The organism is Veillonella infantium (assembly GCF_002959895.1).
In the GTDB taxonomy this organism is placed as follows: domain Bacteria; phylum Bacillota; class Negativicutes; order Veillonellales; family Veillonellaceae; genus Veillonella; species Veillonella infantium.
On record NZ_PPDD01000010.1, the window covers coordinates 92,990 to 107,157 of the forward strand.

The following is a 14,168-nucleotide window of genomic DNA, read 5'->3' on the forward strand; positions in this document are numbered from 1 at the left end:
ACATATGCTTTCAAAAAATGTAGACTTAAACAATACGGTAATTCTAGTAACGGGAGCCGCTGGATTTGTAGGGGCGAATCTTGTTATGTCCCTGTTATCTGAAGCAGAAGGAACTCAAATTATCGGCATAGATTCTGTTAATGATTACTATGACGTGGCCTTAAAAGATTATCGATTGCAACAAATTGATGAGATGAGCAAAGATAATAAAAATACGTGGATATTTAAAAAAGGGAATATTGCAGATAAGACCTTTATTGAAGAAATTTTCTCTACTTATAAACCACGAGTTGTTGTTAATTTAGCAGCACAGGCTGGTGTGCGTTATTCTATTACGAATCCTGATGCTTATATTGAGTCTAATATTATTGGTTTTTACAATATATTAGAGGCTTGTCGGCACTCTTATGATAACGGTGGAAGTGGAGTAGAGCATTTAGTTTATGCATCATCGTCTTCTGTATATGGAGCGAATAAACAAATTCCATACTCTACAGATCATAAAGTAGATAATCCGGTATCTCTTTATGCGGCTACAAAAAAATCAAATGAATTATTGGCTTATTCTTATGCCAAGTTATATAACATTCCTAGTACAGGACTTCGTTTCTTCACTGTATATGGTCCTGCAGGGCGTCCTGATATGGCATACTTTGGTTTTACTAATACATTGCGTAGTGGCGGTACCATAAAAATCTTTAACTATGGTAATTGTAAACGTGACTTTACCTATATCGATGATATTGTAGAAGGCGTATCTAAGGTTATGTGTGCAGCACCAGAGCGTCGTAACGGAGCTGATGGATTGCCAGTACCACCATATGCTATTTATAACATTGGTAATAGTCATCCTGAAAATCTTCTCGATTTTGTGCGTATTCTTTCAGAGGAATTAGTTTCTGCTGGTGTATTACCAGAAGATTATAATTTTGAAAACCATAAAGAATTAGTGGCAATGCAACCCGGTGATGTACCTGTAACTTATGCAGATACAAGTGCTCTAGAAGAAGATTTTGGATTCAAACCGAATACATCTTTACGCGAAGGGTTACGGAAATTTGCTATATGGTATAAAGAGTTTTATATGACGGAGGGCAAATAAATGAAGATTGCAATTGCTGGGACTGGCTATGTAGGCCTTTCAAATGGTGTTTTATTAGCACAACATAATGAAGTAGTAGCCCTCGATATTATTCCTGAAAAGGTAGAAATGTTAAATCGCAAAGAGTCACCTATTGTAGATGCAGAATTGCAAGAGTATTTGACTACTAAAAAATTAAACTTTAAAGCTACATTAGATCCTGTGGAAGCATTTAAAGGTGCGGATTATGTAATTATTTCTACACCTACCAACTATGATCCACAAAAGAATTTCTTTGATACATCTTCTGTTGAGCAAGTCATTAAAACTGTTTTAGAAATCAATCCTGATGCTGTTATGGTTATCAAGTCAACAGTACCAGTTGGGTATACAGCTCAAATGCGTAAAGAATTCGACACGGAGAACTTGATTTTCTCTCCAGAGTTCTTACGTGAAGGTAAAGCTTTATATGATAATTTACATCCTTCCCGTATTGTGGTAGGTGAAGTCTCTGAACGTGCTCGTTGCTTTGGTCAACTATTAGCTGATGGTGCTATTAAAGAGAATGTACCACAGTTATATACGGATTCTACAGAAGCAGAAGCTATTAAATTATTTGCTAATACTTATTTAGCATTGCGCGTTGCTTACTTTAATGAGTTAGATTCTTATGCCGAAGTTCGTGGTCTTAGTACAAGTCAGATTATTAATGGTGTTTGTTTAGATCCTCGTATAGGAGACTTCTATAATAATCCATCCTTTGGTTATGGCGGTTATTGCTTACCAAAAGATACTAAGCAATTATTAGCCAACTATAATGATGTTCCACAAAATTTGATTTCTGCTATTGTCGATGCTAATAGAACTCGCAAGGATCACATAGCAGATGTTATTATAGGAAAGAACCCAAAAATTGTTGGCATCTATCGCTTGACTATGAAAATGAACTCTGATAACTTTAGAGCATCTGCAATTCAAGGTGTAATGAAACGAATCAAAGCTAAGGGGATTGCCGTAGTTGTGTATGAACCTACTCTTGATGCAGAAGACTTCTTTAATTCCCCTGTAATTCGTAACTTTGAAGACTTTAAACGTGTTAGTGATGTCATAGTAGCTAACCGTTGGGATAAGAGTTTAGAGGATGTGAAGGATAAAGTTTACACCAGAGATATTTTTGATCGCGATTAAGATAGATATGTGCTATGGCGTTTAGGAGAGTACTATGAAACGTTGGATGCTATATATCCTGTTAGGGCTAATAGTATTTTTTATATGGGATAATTCGATGCAGAATGGTGGATCATCAGATGGATTTAGCTTACTTTTTGCAGAAACTTTTGCTCCTATAGCAAATAAGTTAGGCTTTCATGGAAATATATGGACCTTGAATAGGATTGTTCGAAAATTAGCACATCTCACGGAGTTTACAATCCTCGGTGGCGTTTTATATGCAATCTTACGTCGTTATATTAAGTACGGAACTGTATTAAAAACGACTGGTCTAGGGATGGCTATAGCTATTCTTGATGAATTTATACAAAGATTTTCACCAGGTCGAAGCTCTCAGTTCTCCGATGTTGTTATTGATACAATAGGTGTGATTGTTGGTATATTCTTAGTAAAGTTAGCCTATAGGATAGGTCAGGAAAAGAGCATATATAAAAAATAAACTGTTACTAATATGCAACATGACTATAAAATGCCTCATAATCAAAAGGATTATGAGGCGTTTTTAATGAAAATAAAATGAAAATATAAATAAATTATTAAATGAACACATTATAATTTATCTATTTTTATATAAAAACCACTATACAAGCGACTTTTACCCTGTTATAATCATGAATAGAAAATGAAGCTTAAATGAGATAAACATGAACTTTATAAAAGAGGACGATTTCTGTAAGGGGTTATCGTAAGTAGAAGGGAAAGATTATGAATCGCGTGGTTGATTTACATGGTTGCATTTTGCCAGCTGTGTTAGGTCCTCAAGGGCCACAAACAATGGCAGAATCAGTAAAAATGATAAAATCTTTGGCTGAACAAGGAATTACAGATATTTTCAGTACACCTGATGTAATAGTATCTATGGATATGAATACTTGGAATGAAATGGAAACAACATTGAATGATGTAAAACTTGCAGTAGGTGAGCAACAAGTAGATGTTACTATACACAGTGGTGCTCGCGTTTTACTTTGTGATGAAATGGTTGAATATATCGTTGCTCATCGCAATCAGTATTTGTTGGGTAATAGCCATTTTATGTTAGTAGCATTACCTGAAAATAGTAAGGTTCACCATATTAATGCATGGTTGCTAAGCTTACTAGATATGGGCATTGTTCCTATCATTAGTGAAGTAGAAACGCATCGCCAATTATTTACAAAACCAGAACAGTTATTGGAATGGGTAGATAAAGGGATTTTAATTCAATGTAACATGGCATCCTTTAATCATAGTAATGCTAATTATCATAGAGCAATCGAATTGTATCGTAATGGATTAATTCACTTCTTTGGCACTGGTTATTGCAATGAAAATGATGTACAAGCGCATCAAGGGTATGTAGAAGCTATTTCTAAATTAGACAGTACATACAAAAAAGATTTGTTGCCAAATATTCATCTCAATGAACGCGATCTTTTAGCTGATCGCACATTCTATCCTACTGTTCCTTCTAGTTGGGTAGGTCAAAAATCTAACTTCTTGACTCGTCTATTTGGGTTTACATTATAATTTAAATAGGTTCTTTTATTCATGCTATATTAGCATGGCTAAAAGGACCTATTTTTACTTTATATAGTATTTGTTCTTGAAAACAACCACCATATATAGTATACTGAGTTAGCGGTAAAAATAGAGAATTTACTAATAATTCTTTACGTTTTTACATATAAATTTATAAAAGTATGGTATACCATACTTTTTTCTTTGTCATAACATATATTTCAGCGGTAACAAAATGGGGAGGTTGCCAATATGTTGCAGGTCATTAAACGGGATGGTACAAAGGTACCTTTCGACAAGAACAAAATTGCTTTAGCTATAGAAAAAGCTGAGCATAGTAGTACAGGGTTGTACGAAGAGGGGTTGGCACAGCGTATTGCTGATGAAATTGAAGAATATGCTACAAAGCTCCAAAAGGACATGACAATTTATGCTATTGAAGATCAAGTGTATTATAAGTTGATTGAGTATCATAATCCTGCAACGGCACGTGCCTATGAAGGTTACAAAGCTGTTCAAGCTTTTAAACGTCGTCAAAATACTACAGATGATGATGTAATTGGTTTATTAGACCGTAGTAATGTTAGCGTTCTTGACGAAAACTCTAATAAGGATGCTGCGATTGTATCTACACAACGCGATTTAATTGCCGGTGAAGTATCTAAGGATATTGCGCGTCGTAAATTAATTCCTACAGATATTTTAGAGGCCCATGATAGTGGTGCCATTCACTTCCATGATATGGATTACATTATCCAGCCTATGTTTAACTGTTGCTTAATCAATTTGGAAGATATGCTTACAAATGGTACAGTTATCAATGGTAAGAAGATTGATACACCTAAGTCTTTCCAGGTTGCATGTACAGTGACAACACAAATTATTGCTCAAGTTGCATCTGGGCAATATGGCGGTCAAAGTATTAATGGCATTGATCGCATTTTAGCACCATTTGTACGTAAGTCTTACGAAAAGATTCTTAACAATGTTATTGAAGAACAAGTTGAGATTTACGGTATGGAGCCAAATATGGAAAAGGCTCGTGAAATCGCATGGAAACGTACGCGTAAAGAGGTTAAGGATGGTATTCAAACTATCCAGTATCAAATCAATACATTGATGACTACAAATGGTCAGTCTCCATTTGTTACGTTGTTCATGTATTTTAAACCTGATTATGAATATGCTAAGGAAGCTGCTCTTATTACAGAAGAGATTTTGCGTCAACGTATTAAAGGTGTAAAAAACGAAGCTGATGTATATATTACACCGGCATTCCCTAAATTGATTTATGTTCTTGATGAACATAATGTAACGCCTGATAGTCCGTATTATTACTTGACTGAGCTCGCTGCACAATGCACTGCTAAACGCATGTACCCAGATTACATCTCCGCTAAGAAGATGAAGGAAAACTATGAAGGGAATGTATTTAGCCCAATGGGATGCCGCTCTTTCTTATCTCCTTGGAAGGATGAAAACGGAAACTACAAATTTGATGGACGCTTTAATATGGGCGTGGTGAGCTTGAATTTACCACAAATCGGTATTTTGGCTCGCGGTAGTGAAGAAAAATATTTTGAAATTTTAGACAAACGTCTTGAATTAGCAGAAAAAGCATTGTTATTACGCTATAATCTTTTAAAAGATGTAGTGAGCGATGTGTCTCCAATTCACTGGCAACATGGTGCCATTGCACGCCTTAAAAAAGGTGAAAAAATTGGTCGATTCCTCACAGGTGGCTATGCAACAATCTCTCTTGGTTACATTGGTATCTACGAAGCTACTCGCTTGATTACAGGTGAGTCTAATACAGGCGAAAAAGGCCGTGTATTTGCAATGAAGATTATGGATCGTTTAAATGCAGCTATTGATTTATGGCATGATAAACATAATCTTGGCTTTGGCTTATATGGTACTCCTGCTGAAAGCTTAACAAATCGATTCTCTTCATTAGATCGTGCTCGCTTTGGTGTAATTGAAGATATTACTGATAAAGGCTATTACACTAATAGTTATCACGTAAATGTTCGCGAAGAGATTAATGTATTTGATAAATTTGCCTTTGAATCTGAGTTCCAAAAGAAATCTACAGGCGGCTGTATCTCCTATGCGGAAATTCCGAATATGACTAATAATATTCCAGCCGTTTTAACTATGATTCAATATATTTATGACCATATTTCTTATGCTGAATTTAATACCAAGTCTGACTACTGTCACGAATGTGGTTTTGATGGTGAAATTAAGGTCAATGAAAATAATGAGTGGGAATGTCCTCGTTGCCATAACACAAACCGTGATAAATTAACTGTTATTCGTCGTACTTGTGGTTATTTGGGTGAGAACTTCTGGAATGAAGGTCGTACGAAAGAAATCAAAGATCGTGTAATGCATATCTAATAATAGATAGCATCACTGTTTATTATTATAATTCTATACATGGTAAAAGCTGTGCCCAGGGCACAGCTTTTACTATACATGTGAAAAATTGAAATATATCTATATAGTGTTGATCATTTGATATGCACTACTATGGAGGTAATTATGAGATATGGGCAAATAAGACAATATGATATTGCCAATGGAGAAGGAATTCGTACATCTATCTTTGTGACTGGATGTACGCATTGTTGTTATAACTGCTTTAACGAAGAATACCAAGATTTTAATGCCGGTAAAGAATGGACTCAAGCTGAAACTGATTTAGTTGTTTCCTATGTGAAAAATCCTACATGCTCAGGTTTAACTTTATTGGGTGGAGAGCCTTTCCAAAATGTACAAGGTTTATTACCTGTAGTAAGAGCTGTACGAGGGGCTGCACCGGAAAAGAAAATTTGGGCCTATTCAGGATATGAAATAGATAATATTTTAGGGGATGAGTTGAGAAGTGCTTTATTACACGAAATTGATATCCTTGTAGATGGACGATTTGTAGATGAACTTAAAGATCCAGCATTACGATTTAGAGGTTCATCTAATCAACGTATTATAGATGTTAAGAAAACATTAGAAACTGGTGAAGTTGTGTTAGCAATGGAGTAAGTATGGCATTTGATAAACGTTTAATAGGTCTCATAATTGTTGTTGGATTTATAGCGGGATTAGTAGGGGCTTCTTATACACATTTAATGCATAGTATTCAGCATTTTGTATATAATTATTCTTCTGCAGATCATATGAGCTTTGGTGCTGCTGTAGCGCGAGTATCTCCAGTAGAACGATTGATACCACTTATTATTTGTGGTCTCATAGGTGGTGTGGGCTGGTTTCTTATTCACCGATATGGTAAAGGTGTTGTAGATATTAAAACTGCGGTTTCCGGTAAGATGGATATGAATCCCATCACTACTGTTTTTCATGCAACCTTACAAATTATTACGGTAGCTATAGGTTCACCTTTAGGGCGAGAAGTAGCCCCTCGTGAAGCAAGTGCGGGGATTACAACTTTTTTAGTTAAGCACTTTGACATAAAACAAGAAGATCGCCAATTATTGATTGCTTGTGCTGCAGGCGCGGGCTTAGCAGCAGTTTATAATTCACCATTATCGGCGGCAATCTTTACGTTAGAAACCTTGCTCCTTACTTGGAATATACGCGCCATGAGTGCTGCACTTATATGCTGTGGATTAGCAACTTTTGTAACTCGACAAGCTGGTGTAGGGGATGTCATTCAATATACAATGGCTCAACCTAGCTTGGGCAGTCATTATGTAGAATTCTCTATCGCCTTGGGCGCTATTGTTGCTTTAGGTGTAGTTTTATTTAATATTACTCAAGGTAAGTTACCTTCTATTCATCGTAGCAGTCCTATTATGATCCCAATATCTATCGTTGCGTTTACAATTATTGGTGCGTTAGCTATGTATTTCCCTGAAATTCTAGGGAATGGTAAGGCAGGGAACGAATTAACATTTGCTAATGATATTACCTGGACCTATGCATTAGGATTATTTGGTTCTAAGTGGGTAGCGGTATTACTCGCATTAGCAGCTGGAGCTTATGGTGGGCGTATTACTCCATCTATGATGTTGGGAAGTACGTTAGCTATAGTATTTGGTACTTTTTGGTCTATTGCAGTAGCTCCTATATCATTAGGGATGGCTGCCTTTATCGGTGCTGTAGCATTTTTAGGACTAGCACAGAAAATGCCTATGACATCTTGCGTATTTATGCTTGAGTTGACTAGATTTTCCGTAGAGATGTTCTTCCCTATAGCGTTGACCATGGGTACAGCACTTCTGGTGGAACAAATTGTTCAGGCCAAATTAAAAACGAGTAAATAGTTTTCGAACTAGAGTGTTTATCAATGTATCGTTTTAGATATTCTACTAACTTATAAGGCTATATTTAGTTATATTGAAAGCTAAGTCTAGTTCGCAATAAAAATAAAAGCGGATAGTTGTTTATCAACTATCCGCTTTTGCTATTTGTGTAACTTTTTTATATGCATTTATACGATTTTAGCGTTTTTATCGTATTCTTCGCCACCTGCATCAGGAAGCATACCGTACTCAATTGTCCACAAGTGTTTATATTTTAAAGCTTGATTGTGAATGCGTTCGATTTGTGTTTCGTCTGTGCGAACAACACGGGCTGGAATACCAACTACTAAGGAGTTTGGAGGGATTACAGTATTTTCTTTTACTACTGCACCAGCCGCGATAATGGAGCCAGATCCAACATGACAACCGCTCAACACAATAGCTCCCATACCAACTAAAACATTATCTTCGATTGTGCTTGCATGAACAATTGCACCGTGGCCGATTGTTACATAATCGCCTAAGATACATGCTTTATCGTCGTCTACATGCAAAACAGAGTTATCTTGTACATTAGAATAACGACCTACTACAATTTTGTTTACGTCGCCACGAAGTGCACAGTTTTGCCAAATAGATGCATATTCTTTAAGCTCTACATCACCAGCAAGTTCAGCACCGGGCATGACGCAACTTTTAGGATCTAATTTTGGATATTTTCCATGAAATGGTAACATATAGTACTCCTGATTCATTAAACAATTTCAAGAAGGCGTTGAGCCTTACGAATAGACATAATTGCTTCGTTCATTACAGTTTGAACAATTGTATGAGCTGGTTCGATAGCGACAAGACGATTCAAGGCTTGTCCAACTTGTACCGCACCATTTACAACATCGCCATCAATTGCGGCGCGTTTATTAGTGCCTTGAGACATTTTTGTACGCTCTTCAGGTGTAGTAACACCATCAGTTTCTGCTGCTAAATAGCGAGTAGTAAATTCATTTTTTAAGCTGCGAACACCGCCGTGGCCAGAGAGAAGACCAGTTACAACAGAATCAGTATCGCTTGCTTTGATAATTGCTTCTTTCATATTTTGATGTGCTTGACATTCTTCCGCTAGCAAGAAGCGAGAGCCCATTTGTACCCCTTCGGCACCCATTAATAATGCAGCTGCAAGACCGCGACCATCTACAATAGAACCAGCTACTACTACAGGAATAGAGATTTCTGGCAAAATATTCTCCATTAAGGACATTGTTGTTTGGCTACCAATATGACCACCAGCTTCCATACCTTCTACAATCATCGCATCAGCACCTGCTTCTTCGATACGTTTAGCCAATTTAAGGGAAGGTACTACAGGGATAACCTTAATACCAGCCTCTTGGAGCGGTTTGATATATGGTACAGGATTACCAGCACCGAGTGTTACAAATGCAGGTTTTTCTTCGATAATAACATTTACTAACTCATCTTTATTAGGTGCCATTAACATAAGGTTAACACCGAAAGGTTTATCTGTTAATTCTTTACATGCACGAATTTCATTACGAGTCCATTCAGCATCGCGGCCACCAAGGGCGATAACACCTGTTGCACCTGCATTAGCAACGGCAGCAACTAATTTGTGTTCAGATACCCAAGCCATAGCACCTTGGATAATAGGGTATTCAATTTGTAAAAGTTCCGTTAAAGCTGTTCTCATAAATCCTCCTATGATAACAAAATAAATGATGATTTCTCTAATCAATAGTTCATAGTAAGATAGTAAAATTCTTATTATACGTATATCGCATAGAGAAGTAAGTGTTCATAAGTACATACTTATATAATAAGTTATTAGTTTATTTGTTTTGAAATATAATGTAACTATATTCTCTTATATATAATAGTATAATATATAAATTATGTACACCTTAGGTAGTTGATTTATTTAATACTCTAACAATAATTGGTATAATAATAACTGTTTTTAGTATTGAAACAGCGTAGTGATGAAGTAGTGTGTTACTTTATATTTAAGTCTAAATTCATCTAATTGATAATGCATTTCAAATTTTCATATAGCACAAATCCGCATATTATATATGCTTTATAAATATTATAAAAAATGAGAAATTAAGAAAATGAGTATTGAAAAGTTTCGATATCTTTGATATACTACATTACAGATAGAGTATCTGAATTATAAAAGATAAACATTAAACAATAATTTTCAAGTGAAGGAGGAAATACTCATGGAAAAATACGTATGCGTAGTATGTGGTTGGGTTTATGACGAAGCTGTTGAAGGCGTAAAATTCGAAGATCAACCAGCTGATTATGTTTGCCCAATTTGCGGTGTTGGTAAAGACCAATTCGAAAAAATGTAATTGACTTACCAAAAAGACTATCTTGAGTCCGCTTAAGATAGTCTTTTTTATTTGACAAAGCACTATGTCATGTTTATAATATTATGAGTCGAGGTAAGATTATGAAACTGCAAGTAGAGCAAGCAAAAGAACATATAGGAAAGAAATTTCCTTATAGCTATACGATACCAACCTCTGAGCTTGGTGACGTAACTGCTTTTCCTTGGAGCCGTCATGATATAACCATTAATGGTGAGTTTTGGTTTGATGGTCAAAATTACATCGTTCAAGGTTCGATAGAGTCTAAAGGTGATTACGAGTGTTCACGTTGTTTAACTACAACAGAGCATGATCGTAAGGATTCCTTTGAGGAAATCTTTAGTGATTCTAGAGACGTTGCTGAAGATGTGATTCCTTTCGATGGAGAGGAAATTGACTTAACCGAACTAATTAGGGATACATTAATCATCAATGAGCCCTCTCAAGTGTTATGTCAGGATGATTGCAAAGGATTGTGCGTTCATTGCGGAGCAAATTTAAATGTTTCACCTTGTTCTTGTGAATCCTTTGTGGTGGATCCTCGATTTGCAGAGTTACGTGCTTTGCTTGATGAGAAAGATGATAGATTGTCCTAATGATTGTACTAAGGAGGTGCAGATAATGGCAGTACCTAAGCGTAGATTGTCTAAATGCCGTCGCGATCGCCGTCGTGCTAATTGGAAATTAGAAGCTCCTGGTTATGTAGCATGCCCACAATGCCACGAACCTAAGATGCCTCATCGTGTTTGCCCTACATGTGGTCACTATAAAGGTGAGCAAGTAGTAGCTAATGCTTAATATGTGAGCGGAAAAAAGACGCCTACTGTAGTAGTAGGCGTCTTTTTTGTATGCTTTTGTATACTTTTAGTAATATATATAACTTAATATACTTCATATGCATTAGTCAGTGCCGCTATTTTATAGTAATATAAAGCTGTAGAATAGTGGCATTTTTTTATACTTTTATAAACAAAATGATACTTAAACATAAAATAATATCTATATTTAGTATATATGAGTAAAATCTGTTACTATATATATGAAAAGCCTTGCCAATAGGGGAATTATTGTATATACTTAGGATGTAATATTAATACTAGGTCATAAAAGGTGGTCCCATGAGTCGGTTAAAGAAGCAAGAGCGCCAAAAGCAGTTACAAGAAAAACTGAATATTACGCCATTTCTTACTGATGAAGAATTGGCTACACACTTTAATGTAAGTGTGCCAACGATTCGTCTAGATCGTCTAGAGTTGGGCATTCCTGAATTGCGTGAACGCATACGCGTCATGGCTACAGGTCAATCACAAGAAGCGGTAGAACATGTACCGTACGAAGTGGTTGGTGAACTGATCGATGTTACGGAAGGACAACAAGCATTATCAATGCTACGTACTACTTCTGATATGGAAGATCGATTTGGACATGTAGAGCCACAGTATTTATATGCTCAAGCAAATTCCCTCGCAAAGGTAGTCATGGGGACTACTGTTTGTTCTGCGGAGGTTGGAAATATAAAATATAAAAACCCAGTTGGAGCTGGTACTAATCTGGTGGCAAAAGCAGAAATTGTGCGTCGCCGTGGTAATAAGTTCTTTATTTGGGTCATTATAAGAGATAAAATAAAAGAAGTATTTCGCGCAAAATTTATTATGGAATCCGTAGAGAATAGGGTGTAGATTATGAAAATTGCAATAGACGCCATGGGTGGCGACTTTGCTCCATTGGAGACTGTACTAGGATCCATTGAAGCCGTACGAGCAAATGCACACATTGAAGTGGTGCTCGTCGGCGATGAGCAGCAAATTTTTAATATATTAGAAGCTAGGAATGAAGCTAAGAATCCACGCATTTCTGTACACCATGCCAGTCAAGTTATCGGTATGGATGAGCATCCAGGACAAGCATTGCGTAAGAAAAAGGACGCATCCATTGTGGTAGCAACATCTTTAGTTCGTGATAATGCTTGCGATGCCGTGATTGCTCCTGGTAGTACAGGTGCAGCTGTAGCAGCTGCATTGTTTGGTCTCGGTCGTATTAAGGGGGTTGATCGCCCGGTTATTGCAACTCCGATGCCAACAGTTAGTGGTATTACTGTTATGTTAGATTCTGGTGCTAACTCAAATAGTAAACCAAAACATCTTGTACAAGGTGCATTGATGGGTTCTGAATATGCAAAACTTTTATTAGGTAAAGAAGAACCTACAGTAGGGTTATTAAATATTGGCGAAGAAGCCACTAAGGGGAACGATGTCGTTCTAGCTACATATCCAATTTTGGAACGTATGAAAACTATTAACTTCAAAGGTAATATTGAAGGCCGTGATATTCCAAAAGGGGTCGTAGATGTTGTTGTTTGCGATGGTTTTGTGGGTAATGTGGTACTTAAATTCGCAGAAGGTTTGGTAACTGGTCTTACACAATTAGTAAAGGATAGCATTATGGCCGGTAGTATTTTTGCCAAAATTGGTGCTATGCTTGTAAAGCCAGCTTTAAAAAAGATGGCAAAACGCTTAGATCACACAGAAAATGGTGGTGCTCCACTCTTAGGGGTTAACGGGGTGTTTATGATTGCTCATGGTAGCTCCAAAGCTAAAGAGATTAAAACTGCTATTGAAATTGCTAGTGATTTAGTGGAACGTAAAATTATTCAACACATAAGAGAAACAATGGATATTGAAGGAGCCTTGAAGTATGACTATGATGAGTAAACCGGTTGGAATCATTGGTACTGGGAGCTTCCTTCCTGACAATGTAGTAACAAACTTTGATCTAGAAAAAATGGTTGATACCAATGACCAATGGATTAGAGAACGTACTGGTATTGAGGAACGACGCATTGCACCGGAAGGTATGAATACATCCTATATGGCGACTGAGGCAGCAAAAAAAGCTATGCAAATGGCTAAGGTTAGTGCCGAAGATATAGACGTGATTATTTTTGCTACCTTAACACCGGATATGATTATTCCTTCAGCCGCTTGTGTATTACAAGCGAATTTAGGCGCTAAGAATGCAGCGGCCTATGATTTACAAGCTGCATGCTCTGGCTTTGTATATGGATTGATTACTGCAGCTAGCTATATTAGCTCCGGTTTATACAAAAAGGTGCTCGTTGTGGGCGCTGAAATTCTCTCCCGTCGAGTAAATTGGAACGATCGTAGTACAAGTATCCTCTTTGGTGATGGCGCTGGTGCCGCAGTAGTATCTGAAGTCCCTGAAGGTTATGGCATTAAAGGTGTTGATATGGGTGCCGACGGTACTGGTGGTCCATCTCTTTGTATTCCTGCAGGTGGTACAGCCGTAGTTGCCAATGACCAACGCATTGAAGAAGGTTTAACATTCATTCATATGGATGGTTCTGAAGTATATAAATTTGCTGTTAAAACGATGGGGCGTACTGTTTTAAAATCTTTAGAACGAGCTGGAATGGAACTTAATGAGTTGGATTTCTTTATTCCACATCAAGCAAATATTCGTATTATTGATTCGGCTGCAAAACGCTTACATATGCCGATGGAAAAAGTATTTGTTAATTTACATAAGTATGGTAATACATCTGCCGCGTCTGTAGCGATAGCTTTGGACGAAGCTAATCGTGAAGGGCGTTTCAAACGCGGCGATAATGTTGCGTTTGCAGGATTTGGTGCAGGCCTTACATGGGCTAGCCTTGTCTTGAAATGGTATTAAGGAGGACAC

At 36.9% G+C, this 14,168-nt stretch carries 15 protein-coding genes; 13 read left to right on the forward strand and 2 right to left on the reverse strand.

The genetic code is table 11. The annotated features are described in order from the left end of the window. The first annotated feature begins 4 nt into the window (after positions 1-4). The 7 genes from VCHSUH03_RS06600 to VCHSUH03_RS06630 all read left to right on the forward strand — a co-directional run bounded on the left by VCHSUH03_RS06600 (position 5) and on the right by VCHSUH03_RS06630 (position 8,097). Entirely contained in the window at positions 5-1,102 is a 1,098-nt protein-coding gene (locus VCHSUH03_RS06600) for an NAD-dependent epimerase/dehydratase family protein (RefSeq protein WP_105085434.1), read from the forward strand. Beyond that, positions 1,103-2,269, forward strand: coding sequence for a nucleotide sugar dehydrogenase (locus tag VCHSUH03_RS06605; protein ID WP_105085435.1), 1,167 nt, complete (start codon positions 1,103-1,105; stop codon positions 2,267-2,269). A gap of 34 nt (positions 2,270-2,303) precedes the next feature. Next, entirely contained in the window at positions 2,304-2,750 is a 447-nt protein-coding gene (locus VCHSUH03_RS06610) for a VanZ family protein (RefSeq protein WP_105085436.1), read from the forward strand. Positions 2,751-3,016: 266 nt separating this feature from the next. Beyond that, positions 3,017-3,820: a CpsB/CapC family capsule biosynthesis tyrosine phosphatase gene (locus VCHSUH03_RS06615; protein WP_105085437.1), complete on the forward strand. Its 804-nt coding sequence runs from the start codon at positions 3,017-3,019 to the stop codon at positions 3,818-3,820. A gap of 243 nt (positions 3,821-4,063) precedes the next feature. Further along, positions 4,064-6,214 (forward strand): anaerobic ribonucleoside-triphosphate reductase, encoded by a 2,151-nt coding sequence (gene nrdD / locus VCHSUH03_RS06620; protein ID WP_105085438.1) that lies wholly within the window; start codon positions 4,064-4,066, stop codon positions 6,212-6,214. A 144-nt stretch (positions 6,215-6,358) separates the two neighbouring features. Further along, positions 6,359-6,856, forward strand: coding sequence for an anaerobic ribonucleoside-triphosphate reductase activating protein (gene nrdG, locus VCHSUH03_RS06625; RefSeq protein WP_105094459.1), 498 nt, complete (start codon positions 6,359-6,361; stop codon positions 6,854-6,856). A gap of 2 nt (positions 6,857-6,858) precedes the next feature. Then, entirely contained in the window at positions 6,859-8,097 is a 1,239-nt protein-coding gene (locus tag VCHSUH03_RS06630) for a chloride channel protein (RefSeq protein WP_105085440.1), read from the forward strand. A 167-nt stretch (positions 8,098-8,264) separates the two neighbouring features. On the opposite strand, the gene VCHSUH03_RS06635 is transcribed toward VCHSUH03_RS06630, so the two are convergent. Both VCHSUH03_RS06635 and VCHSUH03_RS06640 read right to left on the reverse strand, forming a co-directional pair. Further along, on the reverse strand, positions 8,265-8,813 hold the full coding sequence (locus VCHSUH03_RS06635) for a gamma carbonic anhydrase family protein (RefSeq protein WP_060924757.1): 549 nt from the start codon (positions 8,811-8,813) through the stop codon (positions 8,265-8,267). Between the two features lie 17 nt (positions 8,814-8,830). Further along, complete coding sequence (locus VCHSUH03_RS06640) at positions 8,831-9,784, reverse strand: nitronate monooxygenase (protein WP_105085441.1); 954 nt, start codon at positions 9,782-9,784, stop codon at positions 8,831-8,833. A gap of 532 nt (positions 9,785-10,316) precedes the next feature. Between VCHSUH03_RS06640 and VCHSUH03_RS06645 the strand changes: the two genes are divergently transcribed. The 6 genes from VCHSUH03_RS06645 (at position 10,317) to VCHSUH03_RS06670 (ending at position 14,159) form a co-directional block, all read left to right on the forward strand. Beyond that, positions 10,317-10,451, forward strand: a complete 135-nt coding sequence (locus VCHSUH03_RS06645) for a rubredoxin (protein WP_004693422.1) — start codon at positions 10,317-10,319, stop codon at positions 10,449-10,451. A gap of 101 nt (positions 10,452-10,552) precedes the next feature. Beyond that, positions 10,553-11,065 (forward strand): YceD family protein, encoded by a 513-nt coding sequence (locus tag VCHSUH03_RS06650; protein ID WP_105085442.1) that lies wholly within the window; start codon positions 10,553-10,555, stop codon positions 11,063-11,065. A 25-nt stretch (positions 11,066-11,090) separates the two neighbouring features. Then, positions 11,091-11,267, forward strand: coding sequence for a 50S ribosomal protein L32 (rpmF, locus tag VCHSUH03_RS06655; protein WP_004693428.1), 177 nt, complete (start codon positions 11,091-11,093; stop codon positions 11,265-11,267). A 320-nt stretch (positions 11,268-11,587) separates the two neighbouring features. After that, positions 11,588-12,148 (forward strand): transcription factor FapR, encoded by a 561-nt coding sequence (gene fapR / locus VCHSUH03_RS06660; RefSeq protein WP_105085443.1) that lies wholly within the window; start codon positions 11,588-11,590, stop codon positions 12,146-12,148. Positions 12,149-12,151: 3 nt separating this feature from the next. After that, positions 12,152-13,180, forward strand: a complete 1,029-nt coding sequence (plsX, locus tag VCHSUH03_RS06665; protein ID WP_105094460.1) for a phosphate acyltransferase PlsX — start codon at positions 12,152-12,154, stop codon at positions 13,178-13,180. Further along, positions 13,164-14,159, forward strand: a complete 996-nt coding sequence (locus VCHSUH03_RS06670; RefSeq protein ID WP_060924752.1) for a beta-ketoacyl-ACP synthase III — start codon at positions 13,164-13,166, stop codon at positions 14,157-14,159. The genes plsX and VCHSUH03_RS06670 overlap by 17 nt, the downstream gene beginning before the upstream one ends. Positions 14,160-14,168: the final 9 nt, after the last annotated feature.

Coding starts and splice junctions, on each gene's coding strand:
- VCHSUH03_RS06650 (WP_105085442.1), top strand. CDS start 10,553: ATGAAACTGCAAGTAGAGCAAGCAAAAGAACATATAGGAAAGAAATTT.
- VCHSUH03_RS06640 (WP_105085441.1), bottom strand. CDS start 9,784: ATGAGAACAGCTTTAACGGAACTTTTACAAATTGAATACCCTATTATC.
- VCHSUH03_RS06630 (WP_105085440.1), top strand. CDS start 6,859: ATGGCATTTGATAAACGTTTAATAGGTCTCATAATTGTTGTTGGATTT.
- VCHSUH03_RS06600 (WP_105085434.1), top strand. CDS start 5: ATGCTTTCAAAAAATGTAGACTTAAACAATACGGTAATTCTAGTAACG.
- VCHSUH03_RS06670 (WP_060924752.1), top strand. CDS start 13,164: ATGACTATGATGAGTAAACCGGTTGGAATCATTGGTACTGGGAGCTTC.
- VCHSUH03_RS06645 (WP_004693422.1), top strand. CDS start 10,317: ATGGAAAAATACGTATGCGTAGTATGTGGTTGGGTTTATGACGAAGCT.
- VCHSUH03_RS06610 (WP_105085436.1), top strand. CDS start 2,304: ATGAAACGTTGGATGCTATATATCCTGTTAGGGCTAATAGTATTTTTT.
- nrdD (WP_105085438.1), top strand. CDS start 4,064: ATGTTGCAGGTCATTAAACGGGATGGTACAAAGGTACCTTTCGACAAG.
- plsX (WP_105094460.1), top strand. CDS start 12,152: ATGAAAATTGCAATAGACGCCATGGGTGGCGACTTTGCTCCATTGGAG.
- VCHSUH03_RS06605 (WP_105085435.1), top strand. CDS start 1,103: ATGAAGATTGCAATTGCTGGGACTGGCTATGTAGGCCTTTCAAATGGT.
- nrdG (WP_105094459.1), top strand. CDS start 6,359: ATGAGATATGGGCAAATAAGACAATATGATATTGCCAATGGAGAAGGA.
- VCHSUH03_RS06615 (WP_105085437.1), top strand. CDS start 3,017: ATGAATCGCGTGGTTGATTTACATGGTTGCATTTTGCCAGCTGTGTTA.
- VCHSUH03_RS06635 (WP_060924757.1), bottom strand. CDS start 8,813: ATGTTACCATTTCATGGAAAATATCCAAAATTAGATCCTAAAAGTTGC.
- fapR (WP_105085443.1), top strand. CDS start 11,588: ATGAGTCGGTTAAAGAAGCAAGAGCGCCAAAAGCAGTTACAAGAAAAA.
- rpmF (WP_004693428.1), top strand. CDS start 11,091: ATGGCAGTACCTAAGCGTAGATTGTCTAAATGCCGTCGCGATCGCCGT.